13 protein-coding genes and 3 pseudogenes are annotated in these 14,434 nt (G+C 61.4%); 5 read left to right on the top strand and 11 right to left on the bottom strand.

Annotated elements, in window-relative coordinates; all coding sequences use genetic code 11:
• Positions 1–46: 46 nt before the first annotated feature.
• A pseudogene (locus tag USDA257_RS33915) lies at positions 47–198 on the bottom strand (amino acid ABC transporter permease/ATP-binding protein); the annotation flags it as partial.
• A gap of 473 nt (positions 199–671) precedes the next feature.
• On the opposite strand from USDA257_RS33915, the gene USDA257_RS12105 reads away from it, so the two are divergent.
• Positions 672–1,739 (top strand): IS110 family transposase, encoded by a 1,068-nt coding sequence (locus USDA257_RS12105; protein WP_014763243.1) that lies wholly within the window; start codon positions 672–674, stop codon positions 1,737–1,739.
• 245 nt (positions 1,740–1,984) lie between these two features.
• Positions 1,985–2,197: a hypothetical protein gene (locus tag USDA257_RS12100; protein ID WP_223843424.1), complete on the top strand. Its 213-nt coding sequence runs from the start codon at positions 1,985–1,987 to the stop codon at positions 2,195–2,197.
• A 178-nt stretch (positions 2,198–2,375) separates the two neighbouring features.
• Here the strand turns inward: USDA257_RS12100 and USDA257_RS12095 are convergent, their stop codons facing one another.
• Positions 2,376–2,867, bottom strand: coding sequence for a helix-turn-helix domain-containing protein (locus tag USDA257_RS12095; protein ID WP_223843423.1), 492 nt, complete (start codon positions 2,865–2,867; stop codon positions 2,376–2,378).
• 76 nt (positions 2,868–2,943) lie between these two features.
• Here USDA257_RS12095 and USDA257_RS12090 point away from each other — a divergent pair, with 76 nt between their 5' ends.
• Complete coding sequence (locus tag USDA257_RS12090) at positions 2,944–3,489, top strand: PIN domain-containing protein (protein ID WP_041415175.1); 546 nt, start codon at positions 2,944–2,946, stop codon at positions 3,487–3,489.
• A gap of 64 nt (positions 3,490–3,553) precedes the next feature.
• Here the strand turns inward: USDA257_RS12090 and USDA257_RS36915 are convergent, their stop codons facing one another.
• Complete coding sequence (locus USDA257_RS36915; RefSeq protein ID WP_080605568.1) at positions 3,554–3,745, bottom strand: hypothetical protein; 192 nt, start codon at positions 3,743–3,745, stop codon at positions 3,554–3,556.
• Between USDA257_RS36915 and USDA257_RS33905 the strand changes: the two are divergent.
• Positions 3,731–3,868: pseudogene (locus USDA257_RS33905) on the top strand (SOS response-associated peptidase); the annotation flags it as partial. The gene USDA257_RS36915 and the pseudogene USDA257_RS33905 sit on opposite strands and share 15 nt — an antisense overlap.
• Positions 3,869–4,287: 419 nt before the next feature.
• Here the strand turns inward: USDA257_RS33905 and USDA257_RS12080 are convergent.
• The 4 genes from USDA257_RS12080 to USDA257_RS12065 all read right to left on the bottom strand — a co-directional run bounded on the left by USDA257_RS12080 (position 4,288) and on the right by USDA257_RS12065 (position 7,817).
• A complete protein-coding gene (locus tag USDA257_RS12080; protein WP_014763238.1) occupies positions 4,288–4,902 on the bottom strand; it encodes a hypothetical protein in 615 nt (204 codons plus the stop codon).
• Between the two features lie 256 nt (positions 4,903–5,158).
• Positions 5,159–5,614, bottom strand: coding sequence for a transposase (locus USDA257_RS12075; RefSeq protein ID WP_014763237.1), 456 nt, complete (start codon positions 5,612–5,614; stop codon positions 5,159–5,161).
• Between the two features lie 487 nt (positions 5,615–6,101).
• Positions 6,102–6,707 (bottom strand): hypothetical protein, encoded by a 606-nt coding sequence (locus USDA257_RS12070; protein WP_014763236.1) that lies wholly within the window; start codon positions 6,705–6,707, stop codon positions 6,102–6,104.
• A gap of 138 nt (positions 6,708–6,845) precedes the next feature.
• Entirely contained in the window at positions 6,846–7,817 is a 972-nt protein-coding gene (locus USDA257_RS12065) for a 3'-5' exonuclease (RefSeq protein ID WP_014763235.1), read from the bottom strand.
• A gap of 271 nt (positions 7,818–8,088) precedes the next feature.
• Here USDA257_RS12065 and USDA257_RS33900 point away from each other — a divergent pair.
• A pseudogene (locus USDA257_RS33900) lies at positions 8,089–8,393 on the top strand (hypothetical protein).
• Positions 8,394–9,275: 882 nt separating this feature from the next.
• Here the strand turns inward: USDA257_RS33900 and gabT are convergent.
• From gabT to USDA257_RS12045, 4 genes are all read right to left on the bottom strand, one after another.
• A complete protein-coding gene (gabT, locus tag USDA257_RS12060) occupies positions 9,276–10,586 on the bottom strand; it encodes a 4-aminobutyrate--2-oxoglutarate transaminase (protein ID WP_014763233.1) in 1,311 nt (436 codons plus the stop codon).
• Between the two features lie 144 nt (positions 10,587–10,730).
• Entirely contained in the window at positions 10,731–13,079 is a 2,349-nt protein-coding gene (locus USDA257_RS12055) for a xanthine dehydrogenase family protein molybdopterin-binding subunit (protein WP_014763232.1), read from the bottom strand.
• On the bottom strand, positions 13,072–13,557 hold the full coding sequence (locus USDA257_RS12050) for a (2Fe-2S)-binding protein (protein ID WP_014763231.1): 486 nt from the start codon (positions 13,555–13,557) through the stop codon (positions 13,072–13,074). Before USDA257_RS12050 ends, USDA257_RS12055 begins: the two co-directional genes overlap by 8 nt.
• Positions 13,554–14,390, bottom strand: coding sequence for an FAD binding domain-containing protein (locus USDA257_RS12045; RefSeq protein ID WP_014763230.1), 837 nt, complete (start codon positions 14,388–14,390; stop codon positions 13,554–13,556). Before USDA257_RS12045 ends, USDA257_RS12050 begins: the two co-directional genes overlap by 4 nt.
• Positions 14,391–14,434 lie beyond the last annotated feature (44 nt).

Below are 14,434 nucleotides of genomic sequence, written 5' to 3'. Positions count from 1 at the left end.
TTCATCCTTCGCGATTTGCCGTACACGGAGTGCGCTCCGCAAGCCGTCATTTGACGTCGGATTTCACGAACTGACGGAGTTCCAGCGTCTGCGGATCGGCGAAGAGCGCGGCCGACGGCCCCAGATCTTTCCCTTGTGCATGAAGATCGTCTGGGTGGCGACGCGCCGGGCAAAGCCCATTTCATGGGTCACGCGTACTCGCGTATCACAGGATTGCCTTAAGCCCGCCACGGGTGTCGAGGATGACGCCCTTCAGCGGGGGGCCGCGGCGTTGTCGTGACAGAGCGAGGCTCGAGCTTTTTCAGGATACGGTACCGCCCCGTCGCGTGGAGCTGCCGCACCCTGTCATCCTCGCTCAGAGCTGCCGTGGGCTGGCGCTTCATCGTCGATGAAGCAGCCGCCTTCACAGGAGCCGTCTCACTTTAAGGAAACAAATCGAACTGCTGCATTACATCTCAGGCTCACTCACGGACGTCACTTCGGACTTCATCGTCCGGCAGATTCGCTATAAACCATCCGCTCGCGCAAATCAGGAGGTGGCATGAAAGAGGCCGCGCCCGCTGAGAGAACGGATCACTGAGATGCAGTCGATGATCGAGGGACAGTCACGCTTCCAGCCTTTCGGCTTACCTTATTGGGGTTTTCGCGATCTCAATAGCGGAGTTGGAAGCATGACTGCAGCTTATGAATACCACATCGGCGTCGACTACCACAAATCCTACAGCCACCTAGTGGTTCAAGACAGTAACGGCCGAACGCTCAGATCCGGTCGAGTGAAGAACGATCGCCAGTCGCTGAGCGCATTTCTGCAACGCTACCGCCAAAACTCGCATGCGGTCGTCGAGGCGACACGCAACTGGATGGTGATCTACGACTGGCTCGACGACATCTGTGATGATGTCGTTCTCGCTCACCCTTTGAAGGTGAAGGCGATCGCCGACGCGAAGATAAAGACGGACAAGATCGACGCCACGGTGCTGGCGCATCTGCTCAGAGCCGACCTGGTGCCGGAGGCGTGGGCTCCGAGTGAGACGGCCCGCGAGTTGCGTGTCGCCCTTCGTGAGCGAATGTTTTACGTGCGGCTGCGCACCATGGTGAAGAACCGGATCGTCACGGTCTTCGATCGGTATCCGGAGCAAACGGCGCAACTGAAGAAACTCGGGGATCTGTTCGGCAAGGCCGGCCGCGTCCAGCTTGCGCAGGTGAAGGTCTCAGAGATCGACCGCATCCAGATCGATCGCGGCCTCGCCTTCGCTGGCGACATCAATGAACGGATCAGGCAGTCGGAAGCGACGATCCGGGCAATGACGAAGGCCAATGCCAACGTCAAGCTATTGAAGACGATCCCCGGCATCGGTGAATTCTTCGCCCGCCTGATCGATGCGGAGATTGATGATATCGGTCGCTTCCGTACACCGAAGAAGCTTGCGGCCTATGCCGGGCTTGTCCCCTCGACCTATTCGAGCGGCGGCAAGACCTGGCACGGCAAGATCACCAGACAGGGCAACAAGTGGCTGCGCTGGGCCTTTGTCGAGGCGGTCGCACCGGCGACCGTCAGCGATCCGCAGCTACGCGCCCAGTACGAGCACCTGAAGATCATTGGAGTGAACAAGGCGCGTGTTGCCATCGCGCGCAAGCTTTTGACGATCGCCTTCCAAATCCTACGCGACCAGCGCGCCTACGAGCGGCGCGGCGCCAACAGCGAGGCCGACGCGTCGACGATATCCCGGCTGTCCTGATGATTTACTAGCGAGCCCGGCAGCGCCGGGCTGCGCTCCTTCAGGAGAATGGGAAGCCGGGAGCCGAACGCCACTATGTGACCGAAACCAAGAACGGCTTCAGGGTCACGGATTGGAGAATGGTTCAAGAACCGTGGAACAAGCCCCTGTTCTGCGCACGAGAATGATTTTGGCGACCGGCTAAATCGCCGGTCAAAACGTAACCGAACCCAGGGAAAGCCGCGCCAAAAGTGCTGTTCTGCCCCTTGAGTTCTTTCATTGGAGAGATCAGCAGTCGTAGCGACTTCGCGCTCTGGGCGATACAGCGTGCACAGGAGATCGTGACGGCGGAAGGCGCCGCATTTGCGATGGCCGCGCGCGACATGAATGACGAAGCATTGGTGGAGACCGCGGCAGCACTCGGCAAAGCCATCAGCGACGCCATGCTGGAAGTCTTCGACGGCCTTACAATCGAGTGAAATTCGAAGCGGCCGACGTTTCTGGCTTTACGTGTCTGACCAGCCCGCATCGTTCCACCGCGGTGGTGGTTGCAACTCTCGAGTCTTGACCGGAAACCGACCCCAAGTTGGCTTGGCGTAAGGAGTTCTGGAACTGCAAAAGAGGTCCTCTGGGACTTCAGGGATCTGTCGGAGATATTCAGGTTTCACGTGAGGGGCGCTTGGTCCCGAGCTCATAGCCGCCGACATCCTCGCTCAGCGACGTCAACCGATCCAGTGCCGACGCCCGCTTGGCGTCGCGAGCCGTCTTGAATGCCGCCACATCCGTTGCTCGCAAGCGCCGGTGACTGCCAACCTTTTCCGCTGGGAGCTCTCCAGTGTCCACCAAGCGGACCAGATACTGCCTGGACACGTTGAGAATATCCGCCGCAGCCTGCGTCGACAGCATCTCCTCGTCTGGCAGCACCGTCACCGGACGCCCCTCGGCGAGAAGCTCCGCAGCCTGATACATGACGTCGGCCAATACTTGGGGCAGTTCCAGTCGCTCGCCATCGGCATCGATGAGCTGAACGAGTGCTTGCTTCGCCCCCAATAGCGACGCGACGCGCGCAGCAGCCGACCTCTCGGGTGCCGGAATGGCATTCGACGTTTTGGTGGTTTTGTCCGACGATGTGCGATGTGATACGGCCATGCGAAAAATATGGCGCATAAACGCTATAAACGCAACCTAATACTTCTCCGAGCGATCGGAAGATCCCATGAGTGCCATGCTAGTCGCCGTTCTTGACGCCAATGTCCTGTTTCCCATGCTGCTGCGCGACACACTGCTACGTGTCGCGGCAGCAGGTTGTTTTCGGGCTCACTGGTCGGCTCGCATCCTCGAGGAAATGACCCGCAACCTCCTCAGCGACTACGGCATGGAGCCATCAAGGGCCGAAGCATTGCGCATTGTCATTGAGGAAGCATTTCCTGACGCGAGCGTGGAAGGATGGGAGGAACTAGAGCCGGACATGCGAAACGATCCGAAGGATCGACATGTCGTAGCGGCGGCGGTTGCAGCCGGTGCTACTGTCATCGTGACGTCGAACATCCGCGATTTCAGCAACGTTCCCGACGGCATCGTTGCCATGACCCCTGATGAATTCCTTTCGAAAATCTTCGCAAAAGATCCAACGGCGGTACTCGAGGCAATCACGGCTCAAGCAGCCGCGTACCGGCGACCAGCGCTGACCACACGGGAGTTGATCGAAAGACTTGCCCTCACGTCACCTGGTTTCGCCGAGCAGGCGCTCGAAGCCCTTGATGACCGCTGACCTTAGTTTGTGACGACCAGGAGCCTCGCTCCGGCGCACTACTGGAAATTCCGGCTCTTGATCTTCAGCGTATCGATATGAAGATCCGGCGTGAACGCACAAGACGCGTGCCGAGCCGCACCACATGCAGGCCGGTGTCGTCGATCGGTTCCAGCGTGCAGTCCCAGCGCGAGCGGTTGATGCAGACGGGACGGACCTCTACGCCGTGCTTCCTGGCATCGGCGACGATCTGAGCGGGCGCATAGAAGCGTACCACGACCGGCAGATCGTCATCCTGGAGCGCAATGCGTGGGCTGATTGGCTCGATCCAACCGTTTCTGCGAAGTCCCTGATCAAACCGCTTCCGGCCGGAACGCTGGCGGTCGAACACGTAGGCTGAGACTTAGCTTGCACAAGCGAGCCGCCGTGAGGAGAATGGAGCTCACAATTGCGCCAACAGCAATCGCACGAGAGTTTTCGATCAGCGGCTGCTGTCGATCGGCAGTGTTGAAGAAGTCAGGCTTGAAGCCGGTAGAGTAGCTCGCTCAGACGTCTTTGAGGATGAGGCGACCACCTCGCCCTAACTGGCAGCCCATTGCTACTCGGCGAAAGACCCCGCCTCTACCTTCCCTAAGACCGTCAGATCCTGAACGATATGCGGATTAATGATGACGAGGTCAAAAGGCGACCGGCCATTTGCTCAGTGCAAAGCCGCGAAAACCCGGCAGTTGACATCGAGGTAGCGCAGCCCGCGCGAGGTTATCCGCGAACTCGCGCCTCAGCGGGTTTCTTGGCCCCGACGCCAGTGGTGCCACCTCGCTATTCGGCATCAAATCGTTCGAGCATCTTCTTGAGCCAGAGGTTCTGTGCACGAAGCTGTTCAGCCAGCAACCTCTTGAGGCGCTTGTTGTCTGCGTCCAGGACGGCAAGCTCGTCGGGGGAGATCGGACTGTCGACAATCCCGGTCTGCGCCTGTCGATCCTCGTGCCCAACCTTCGAGTTGTGCGCCATCGTCTGGGCGGCGGCGCGCTTGGCGCGCTTTCGAGGAGTGCCGGTTGATCTGGTTCGAGGCTGCGATGCCGGTTGGCTCTCCTGTACTTGGACAACCGCTTCGGCCGGATGATCGGCCTCATAGTGCTTCGAGATTTCGACCTCTGCGCCGTTGGCAAATGATGTCGCTCCTAGTGCAGCAACGTCGACATCGTCAGCGCGTTCGTTGACAGACTCTGAATTGATCGGAGCAGCGCGCCTAGTTTCACCCGCGTCAGGCGTTCCGGGTGCTTCATCTGAATTGAACAGGTGCGACGCCGCATCTTCCACTTCGCGGGCCAAACTCTTGAGATCTGTGTCTCCCCAGATTGAGTTCGTCTGGGCTTTTGGCTGTCGTCGCCCTGACTTGAATTCGACAACGAATCTCCGTTGTGGCGTCTTCATCTATTTTCAATCCTAGGCAAACCTTGAGAAAGCCAACGCCGATTGGCGCCGCTGCATTCCTGCTGGCGCACCAATACAGTCCCTCCTCGCGCGCATCAACTGCTCGCCAACCTCGCAGCTGGCGGGCCCTTCACCGCGAGAGCGGGAAACAGCAGGGCTACGTTTGCCGCGACGATGCCAAATGGGGAGCAAATATAAGCTTCGGCGTAACACGGAGGACGCCGATGAAAGCGTCGTCCGGTGCATTCCCGACCTGTTAATCCAGACCGAGCCTCTTGCGCAGTTCGGCATTTTCCGCTCGCAGCTTCTCCGCCAGTCGCTTGCGGAGCCGCTGGTTTTCCTCTTCCAGCTGGACAAGATCTGCCAACGCATCGCCGGCCGGTAGGGGCTTGGTGCTCTTGGTGTCCTTATGCTCGACAGGTTTCGCAGCACCTTTCCAATGATAGTAGGTCTGCTCCGATATGCCGGCGCTCTTGATGGCGTCCTTGAGGGTGTTGCCGTCGCCGACTTGCGTCGCGATCAGCTTGAGCTTCGCGCTCTTCTCTTGCTCGCTATACCCCCTGCGTTTAGCGGCCGGCGTCGTTGGTTGAGCTGGTTCGGAAGCCGCCTTCTGAGGCGGTGGCGACCTCCGCTTCTTAGCGGTTGCTGCTTTCACTTCTGCATCCGTCGCTACAGCCGCAGCAACTGGTCCCGCATTACTCTCGTCAGCCATCAGCAATTCCCTCCTTGAGTCATCGCCTGTTTTCGGCTGAGTGCTCCACAGAGTCAACACAACCATCGGAGTCCTGCTTTACGGATCGTTGATGTCTGGCTTGTGCCCAGAGCCGGACACGGTGAAAGGCTCCCAGCTATCACCTGAAATAAAATGGCCCCCTGCTTGCAACTACCCCCCTTTTTACCAATCGTGGCGACCGTACAGGATGGCTCAGGTTCGGCGCGAGCGCGAACGGTATTGCAGTATGGTACCGCGGGGCACCGCCTACTTAGTCGAGATTCCACGCCCGCCCCTCACGGCCAAAGCGACCGTCATGGTTCATAGCTATCCTGAGGCGCAGCGCGTCCAGCGGCGAATACCCACTGAGCCGATTGATGGCTGCCTGCTCGCCAGGTTCTCGCACTCATTCAATTGAGTGGCGGCGAGGCCTTCGCCGCTAGGCAAAGATAACGCCAGTGAGCGCTTGTAAGACGCGCTGCCAAGCTCACGAAATGTCGAAGCGCTCGAGCATCTTCTTTAGCTGAACGTTCTGCAGATGAAGCTTTCGAGCGAGTTGGGTCCTCAGCATTTTGATTTCTTCTTCAAGTGTTCCCACTTCCTGGAAGAACACGTCACGTGAAGACGAGGGCTGCAAGCTTTGATGATGCTTTGGGGCGATGGCGCTCTGGGCAGCCACGTGGGCGTTGGCTCTCTTCCCACGTTCTCGACGCTTGACCCGCGGTTTGCTCTGCGACTTTGTGCTTGCCGCTCTTTTCGGAGCTAACGAATTCGCCTCGGCATCCGATTGGCTGGCTTCGTTCCGCGCAGTTGTTCGAGCCAATTCAGCATCGATCGGCGGTTCTAACGCCTGCTCGACTTCGTCATCGCCTTTCGCCTCATCCGATGCAACCGACCCTTGATCAGCCGAGACGCCCTCTACGTGAGCAGGTGGGCTGGCAGCTACCCTCAAACTCAGCCGAAGTGCGGGCGTATGCTCCGCATCGCTCTCGAAAGCCTTGGAATCGGCGTTATTGCCGATCGAACTGTCTTGCGCTTTCGCCGATGGTCGCCGCGACGTCAATCGAACAAGGAATTCCCACGGTGTTTTCATTGTGTTCCCCCCTTGAGCAAGCCGAACTTTAATCCTGCTGCAGCTGTTGCTTCCTCACAACTTTCGAAACGGCAACACCCTCGCGGTAACGAGCCGGCGCAACCTGCATGCCACGGCCTGCCCGGCAAGGCCATTCCCTCAAGCCTTGTACCGATCAAACGCCGTCGGCCTTATGACCGGTGGGTCGGCCTCTTCCCACCGGTAGATCTCTGACCGCAGGAAGGCGAGCTCCGCGGTGAGCCGCTCCTCGTCGATTTCGATCCACCAGGATTTCGGACGGCCGTCGCTGCCATCCGACCAGCGGTATCCCCGAGCCTTCAGATGATCTTTCATGTCGAAGGGGCTGTGCTCGGCGAAGATGCGCACGCGTGAGCGCTGACTTGTCTTGAGAAGTTCCGCAAACGCGCCTGGCTCCGTCACACCGCCGGCGCCGGCGAGCACCTCGAGCAGAGCGAAACAGTCATCGACGGCGCGATGGCCATCGTGGAAGTAGCCGCTTTGACCAATCAGATAGCCGAGCCTCGTGCCCTCGAACCCGCGCGTCGCCCAATCGACTTCCTTGACGGAACAGGCCCATGCCTTGCCGGAAAACATGCTTGAAAACGCCTCGCAGAACGGACGATCGAAGCCGGCATTGTGGGCGATCACCAGGTCGGCCGGGTCGAGCAACGCTCGAAGCGACCCGACATCGATCATCTGCCCGGCAACCATCTCGTCGGTGATTCCGGTGAGGCGGGTGATTTCAGGAGGGATTGGAACAGATGGCTGCTGCAGGCCGCCGTAAACGCCCGTGACGTCGCCGATATGGCCCTCGTCGTCGAAGGTGAACGCAACTGCGCCGATTTCGATGATCTCGTCCGTGCTGTGGTCGAGGCCGGTCGTCTCGGTGTCGACGATCACTCCGATGCGAGGAAATCCCGGCCGCGGTATATCGACGATCTGGCGGCCGACAAGCTTGCGCAAGACGCGATAGCTGCCGCTCTCCTCCAAAAGCCGGACCATGCTCTCGTTATCGAATGGCCTCCGCCGCTGCTTCAAGGGTCCTCGCAGCCTCACAACGACGTCATCGCCTGACTGGCGCGACGAGGAAAACATATCCAGTTGAGACATCGGCCTCCAGTGTCCCCGGGCTCTGCGCACCAGTAGGGTGCGGATCATGCGTCAGGATAGAAACCGAGAGAGACCCTGGCAACGCGAATGAGGTCGGCAGAACCGGACACACAAGCCAAAATGCCCGGAAATCTGTTGAAAAGGCACACCGAGCCTCCGGCACTGCCGCTCGCTGGCTACGGCGCGCTCGAGGGGCGCGCTCGCGAAGGCAGTTGACGTTTTCGAAGGCAAGGCGACACTTGCAACCTGCAGCAAGGCAGGAGGAAAAATGATGGCCGAGTCAGACCACTGGCGCCACATGGCAAGCGCGCCGAAAAACGGAGTCGGATCCTCGTCACGATCCGCCCGTCCGAACAGGGGGCGGCAGAAGTTGACCTCGCGCACTGGTCGAATGGCGATCAGTTCGGCGCAGAAGGTTGGCGCGCCGCTGATTCGTCGCCCGGCCGCATCATCGAATACGCCGAGCCAGAATTGAAGCGCTGGATGCCGATGCCTTCGGCCAATCTCAATCGCACCTCCATGCCCTCACCCTGGGAAGGCGATGACGAGCAAGAGCTCGACGGGTCAGGGATTTAAGAACGCGCGCCGCCATGTTGCGAAGATGGTACGCAGCGAGTCGCAAAATCCGACTCGACGACAGTGCACCCCGTCGATCCCTGGGACTCACGGATCGTCCAACAAAATCGATCAGCGTCTTGATCTTCGGAAGTGACATGCGAGAGCTCGGTATTTCGGTGTTCCTCTCGCAATTCGCGTTTGGCTGACTTCCTCGTACACGACGGGCCCAAAACGACTTTTGAGACGTATGCTTGCAGCGTGTGGAACGCCTAATCGCGATCCGATGTAAAGGTCGGGTCGACTTTGAACCGGCGACCCGCCTGCTCAATGATTGGTAGTCGCGCTAAGTGTTGATAGTCCCAGACGCCTCTCAAGCGCGCCGAGGTCTCTTCGCCCGCCTATTGGCTCGGTCGGCTTGCCGCAAGTGCCCGAACAAACAATGTTCCGGACAGCCTAGAAGGAGAGGCTGAAGGATCTCTGACCAGTCCGGAAAGGTTGCAGCGTCACAGGCCGACGCAGGCTGCCATTCGGAGCGCTTCTTCCCGACTACCTAGCTACATCGAGATAGAGGAGAAGCGCCTCGTGTTGATCTTGAAGAGATCGGTACCGGGGTCGGGATCGTACTGGCTGGTCTGCCTGCAATCCCGAGCCAACTATCCTCCCCTCCAAGCGTTCCGCACGTGGCTCGCAAAGGAGGTTCAGACAGCATCGTAGGGATTCGAAGCTAGATTTGCCGCTACGATTGGCCGGGACGGCGGCTTGGCCGCGGCCTCGCGGCTAAGCCGCCATCGGTGCTGGCGGCGCATTCGCCGACAAGATCCTTAATGTTCCACTATCGATGGTGGCGGCGCCGTCGCCGCCGACCCTGCGCCGGTAAGCAGGTTCAGAAATATCCCGCTCCTAACCCCTATGATCTGCCGCGCCAATCTTCGAGAACGCCGCCTCCAAGGAGGCCTCGAGGAGGTCTAGCGCCTGGTCGAGAACGTCATCGGGGACAGTCAAAGGAGGGAGCAGCCGGATGACATTAAAGCGCGTGCCGCAGGACAATAATATCAGCCCTCTCTGCTCTGCTTCCGCGACGATTTGCGCGGTCAACTGCGGCGCAGCAATCCTGCCGTTCCGATCGTCGACCAGTTCGAAAGCGATCATCGCACCATGGCAGCGTATGTCGCCGATACGCTCCATGCCCTGGCGCTGCGCGATGGACTTCAAACGGCTTCCGATCTTTTTCCCGATCCACGCGGCACGTGCGCAAAGCTTCTCGTCCTCGATGACGTCAAGAACCGCATGTGCCGCGGCGACGGCGATCGGATTTCCGGCATAGGTCCCGCCGAGACCGCCAGGGTGCGCCGAATTCATGACGGTCGCCTTGCCGACGACGGCGGAAAGCGGGAAACCGCCGGCCAGCCCCTTTGCTAGAGTGACGAGGTCTGGCTTGACGCCGGAATGTTCGATGGAAAGCATCTTTCCGGTCCTCGCCATCCCGCCCTGAACTTCGTCGGCGATAAGGACGATGCCATATTTGTCGGCCCGCAGGCGCAGTCCTTGGAGGAGCTCGCTCGGGGCGGCATTGAAGCCGCCTTCACCTTGAACGGGCTCGATTATGAAAGCGGCAACGCGTTCGGGATCGACGTCGGATGCCAACAGGCTGTCGAGAGCCGACAGCGACCCCTCGGCCGTCACCCCAGAAAAGGCGGCCGGGAAAGGCACATGGTAGACTTCCGCAGGAAATGGTCCGAAGCCCTTCTTGTATGGCACCACCTTCCCCGTGAGTGCCATTCCGAGCACGGTGCGTCCATGAAAAGCGCCGAAAAACGCGATCACCGCCGAGCGCCGCGTATGGGCGCGGGCGATCTTGATCGCATTCTCCACCGCCTCTGCACCGGTGGTCACCAGCATGGTTCTGTTTTCTTCGCCGGTGTCGACGAGGGCGTTCAGGCGCTCTGCCAGGCGGACATAGCTTTCGTAGGGAGCGACATGAAAGCAGGTGTGGGTGAATTGCTGAGCCTGTTCAGCAACGGCGGCCATGACGCGCGGATGCCGATGGCCCGTGTTGGTTACCGCGATGCCTGCCGCGAAATCGATGAAGCGCCGTCCATCGACATCCCACAACTCCGAATTCTCGGCGCGCTCGACGAAGATGCTCTTCGTCGCCACCCCCGCGACGACGGCATTTGCCTGTCTTGATTTGAGTGTTTGCGAATTGGTCATGAACCACCCCTTCCAGTACGTTCCCGTTGATAGTCAAAGGTCTTCTTGCTTCATCCCAGCGATGGCGAAACGTCCGCGGACGAGACGAGCAGGATCAGTGCTCGCCTCGGGCAACCAGGAGAGCCAGGCGTCCAAGGCAAGCCATTAATCCAGCGTGTTCTGCAGCCAATCGGCAGAAATATGCGGGTGCGAAAGCTCGGGCTCCCGGCCACGGAGAATGCAAAGGACGCGCGGGGGCGTCAGTGGGATCTGCTGGATCCGGCGCCCCGTGGCATTCGCCACCGCGCAGGCGATGGTCGCCGCCGTGTTCAGGATCGGCACCTCGCCCGCGCCCTTGGTGCCGAGCGGCCCCATCGAAGGCGCTCCCTCGTAGAGGTCGATTGCGACGGGCACCGCATCGAGAGCCAGCGGCAGGCGATAGGTCTCGAATCCGGATTGCCGGATTTCGCCTTGGGGACCAAGGGTGACTTCTTCGTGCAGCGCATAGCCTAGCCCCTGCACGACACCGCCCTGTACCTGCCCGTGGATGGCGCGGGGATTGAGCGCGCGGCCCACATCCTGAACGACGTTGTACGAAAGCACTTCCACGTGACCGGTCTCCGGATCCACCGCCACCTCGGCATCATGGACGGCGAAAACGGGAATATCGATGGCTTCGATGAAATGACCCATTGCGCAGCCCGCCATGGCGGGCACGTTCTTCGCGGTGAACGAGCCGGTTCCCGTCACCGGCCCGCCGATCGACTGTGCCCGCTGCACCACTGCCGCGACGGTGGCGCCGGAGCCAGGAATGGCAGCGATCTCGACCCGGCCGTTGCGCAGGGCCAGCCGCTCGGGCGGCGTCTGGAGCATCTCGGAGGCGGTCTTAAGCAGATTCTCCCGGATCGGGACACAGGCCTCAATGCTGGCGGCGCCAATCGACACCGTGGTCCGCCCACCGCCGACCCCGACATCGAGCCCCGCCGCATCGGTGTCCGCCTGTTTCACGATCACGTCACGCGGGTCGAGCCCCAACTGGCCTGCCACGATCTGCGGGAGGGACTGCGTCATGGTGCCCGAGCCGATCTCGACGCCCGAGGTGACCAGAGTGGCGCTGCCATCGGCGTTGAGATTCACCGTGGCGGAAGAAGGTCCGACGAAGATGAACCATGTCCCGACGGTGGTGGCGCGGCCGTAAAGTCGCCCCGCCGCCCGCTCGCGTGCGGAGCCGACCTTTTCGCGCAAGGCCTCCATCCGCTCCAGCATCGGCCGCAACACCTCGCCCTCGAAGACCTGACCGGTAGCGCCAAGATCGCCGTCGCCCAGAACGTTCCGGCGACGGAACTCGATCGGATCGAAGCCCAGCTCGGCGCAGATTTCGTCGGTATGCCGCTCCAGCGCGAACGTGTTGTAGACGCCGTTGCAAGCCCGGAAGGCACCGTTCGGCGGCGTGTTGGTATAGATCGCGCGGCTCGTCAGCCGGACGGCGCCGAGACGATAGTTGCCGCCGAGCGTATGCGCCGTCATGGTGGTGAGGAATATCTGTTCGCCGCCATAGGCGCCGCAGTCCATCAGCACGGTCGCCTCGCGCCCGACGATCTCGCCGTCGGCCGTCACGGCCGAGCGGATGCGAATATCCGCATTCTCGCGGCAGAGACAGGTCGTCATCTCCTCAGTGCGGCTGTTCTCGATCATGACGGTCCGGCCGGTCTTTCGGGCCAAGACTGCCGTGATCGGCTCGATCGTCGCATCGAATTTCAGCCCGAAGCCCCCGCCGACCGGCGGCACCGTCACCCGCACCCGACCGGGCGGCAATCCCATCACCTTGCCCGTAACATTGCGCACCGTCCAGGGCACCTGGGTGGAGGTCTGGATATGCGCGCGGTCGTCTTCCCAGGTGCAGATAGCCACGCGCGGCTCGAAGGGCACATGGTTCTGGCGGCCGACGCGGAAGGTGCTTTCGACGATCCTCACATCGGGCTGCGCAAAGGCGGCATCCACGTCGCCGCGCACCGCCTTTGCCTCCCAGGCAACATTGCCGCGACGGCTGCCGCCCTCGAAGAGATCCTCGTAGTTGCGCCAGTTTTCGTGGACCAGCCGCGCCCCAGCAGCCAAGGCTTCCTCCATCGTGAGGACGGGTGCGAAAGGCTCCACCTCAAGCTCGATCGCGGCAACGGCAGCGCGGGCCTGCTCCTGAGTCTCGGCGGCAACGGCTGCGATGGGTTCGCCGATGTAGCGAATCGTATCCGAAGCGAATAGCGGATGGTCGGCAACGCCGATGCCGAAAAGACCTGGCGCATCGGCGGCCGTCGCTACCGCGCGCACCCCGGGGCATTTCAGCGCGCGCGAGACATTCAGCCGGACGATCCGCCCGGCCGGCACGGTCGAGCGCAGGAGTGCCGTGTGCAGCGTGGTCGCGTCCATCCGGTCATTCGTGTATCTCGTCCTGCCGCGCAGCTTGTCGGGCGCATCGCGGCGGGGCAGGTTCATGATCGTCCGCTCGACCTCAGACATCGGCGCCTCCGGCGTGCTCGCCCTCGGCAAGACATTCCATCACCGCATCGACGATCCGTTCATATCCGGTGCAGCGGCAGATGTTACCGACCATGGCGTGCTTTACGGCATCGCGGTCGGCGCGAGAGTTCTCGCGTAGGAATTCGGAAAGGCTCATGACCATACCCGGAAAGCACATGCCGCATTGCACGGCATCGACCCTCTCGAAAGCGGCCTGAAGCCGTTGTGCCTCGGCATCGAACTGACTGGCACCCTCGATCGTCGTGACCGACAGCCCCTCCAAAAGACCCACGGGGCGCAGGCATGCCGGCACTGGTTCGCTTTCTACATGGACGATGCAGGCGCCACAGAAACCCTCGCGGCAGACCGCCTTGGTGCCGGTCATGAACCTGTCGCGGCGTAGCAGGTCGATCAGCGGAGTCATCGGATCGCCGTCGAAGCGGCAGGATTCACCATTGAGCTGAAAGGTCGTGGTCATTTGCTCTCTCCCGACAGCAGTGCGGCAGTGCAGCGGCGCACAAGCGCGGGAAGGACCTCGCGCCGGTACCAGCCGACGGCTTCGATCCCGTCGCGGCCCCTGAAATCGTTAAGGGTGGCGGCAAGCTCCGCGGCAAGCTCGGGCGTGAGCTTCTGCCCATGCAGCGCCTGTTCGAGCGCCGTCCAGCGCCGCGCCACCGGTTCGACCGATCCGACCGCGATGCGAAGCTCGCCGTCGCATATCGCCATGGAAACGATGGCGACCGGATAGTCTCCGGCCTTGCGCATCGGCAGTCGCTGGTGCGCGCTGCGCTCAACCGAGCGCGGTACGCGGACGCCGGTCAAGAGCGCCTGTGACAAAAGCTCGGCCCGGCGTGCAAGGAACTCCGACATCGGCAGGGTTGCCGCGCCTTGCGCGGTCTCCAGTTCCACATGCGCGCCACAGGCGAGCAGAGCGGGCGCGAAATCCGATGCCGCAAAATCGACGCAGCAGAGGTTGCCCCCCAGTGTCGCCACCCGCCGGACGGCGGGATTGGCCGAGCTAACCGCAGCCGCCACCAGACCGGCCAATTGCTGCACGTTCCGCAGGGCCTCGACCAACGCAACATGCGTGACGGCGGCGCCGATCACGTACTCTTCCGCTTCCGCTCCGACCCGATTAAGCGCTGCGATGCGGCCTACCGACACCAGCCTCTCGGGCATTACCTGCCCGCGCACCGGCGCCCGCATCAGCCAGGTTCCCCCGGCCAGCACTGCCCTGCCCTGCCGCAGCGCCTCGCGCGCTTGTTCGATGGTTTCGGCCAGAATCAGCCGCTGTTCCGCAATGCCCGGCATAACCCTCGGTCCTCGGAGTTGGATTCCATGTGGCGGGGATGCCG

It is taken from the genome of Sinorhizobium fredii USDA 257, assembly GCF_000265205.3.
Lineage (GTDB): Bacteria > Pseudomonadota > Alphaproteobacteria > Rhizobiales > Rhizobiaceae > Sinorhizobium > Sinorhizobium fredii_B.
The sequence above is the reverse complement of the archived record's forward strand: the minus strand, read 5'-3'. Positions and strand labels throughout refer to the sequence as shown.

Excerpts from the sequence above, each read along its gene's own strand:
- USDA257_RS12105 (WP_014763243.1), top strand. The coding sequence starts at position 672 with ATGACTGCAGCTTATGAATACCACATCGGCGTCGACTACCACAAATCC.
- USDA257_RS12095 (WP_223843423.1), bottom strand. The coding sequence starts at position 2,867 with ATGGCCGTATCACATCGCACATCGTCGGACAAAACCACCAAAACGTCG.
- USDA257_RS12090 (WP_041415175.1), top strand. The coding sequence starts at position 2,944 with ATGCTAGTCGCCGTTCTTGACGCCAATGTCCTGTTTCCCATGCTGCTG.
- USDA257_RS12080 (WP_014763238.1), bottom strand. The coding sequence starts at position 4,902 with ATGAAGACGCCACAACGGAGATTCGTTGTCGAATTCAAGTCAGGGCGA.
- USDA257_RS12075 (WP_014763237.1), bottom strand. The coding sequence starts at position 5,614 with ATGGCTGACGAGAGTAATGCGGGACCAGTTGCTGCGGCTGTAGCGACG.
- USDA257_RS12070 (WP_014763236.1), bottom strand. The coding sequence starts at position 6,707 with ATGAAAACACCGTGGGAATTCCTTGTTCGATTGACGTCGCGGCGACCA.
- USDA257_RS12065 (WP_014763235.1), bottom strand. The coding sequence starts at position 7,817 with ATGTCTCAACTGGATATGTTTTCCTCGTCGCGCCAGTCAGGCGATGAC.
- gabT (WP_014763233.1), bottom strand. The coding sequence starts at position 10,586 with ATGACCAATTCGCAAACACTCAAATCAAGACAGGCAAATGCCGTCGTC.
- USDA257_RS12055 (WP_014763232.1), bottom strand. The coding sequence starts at position 13,079 with ATGTCTGAGGTCGAGCGGACGATCATGAACCTGCCCCGCCGCGATGCG.
- USDA257_RS12050 (WP_014763231.1), bottom strand. The coding sequence starts at position 13,557 with ATGACCACGACCTTTCAGCTCAATGGTGAATCCTGCCGCTTCGACGGC.
- USDA257_RS12045 (WP_014763230.1), bottom strand. The coding sequence starts at position 14,390 with ATGCCGGGCATTGCGGAACAGCGGCTGATTCTGGCCGAAACCATCGAA.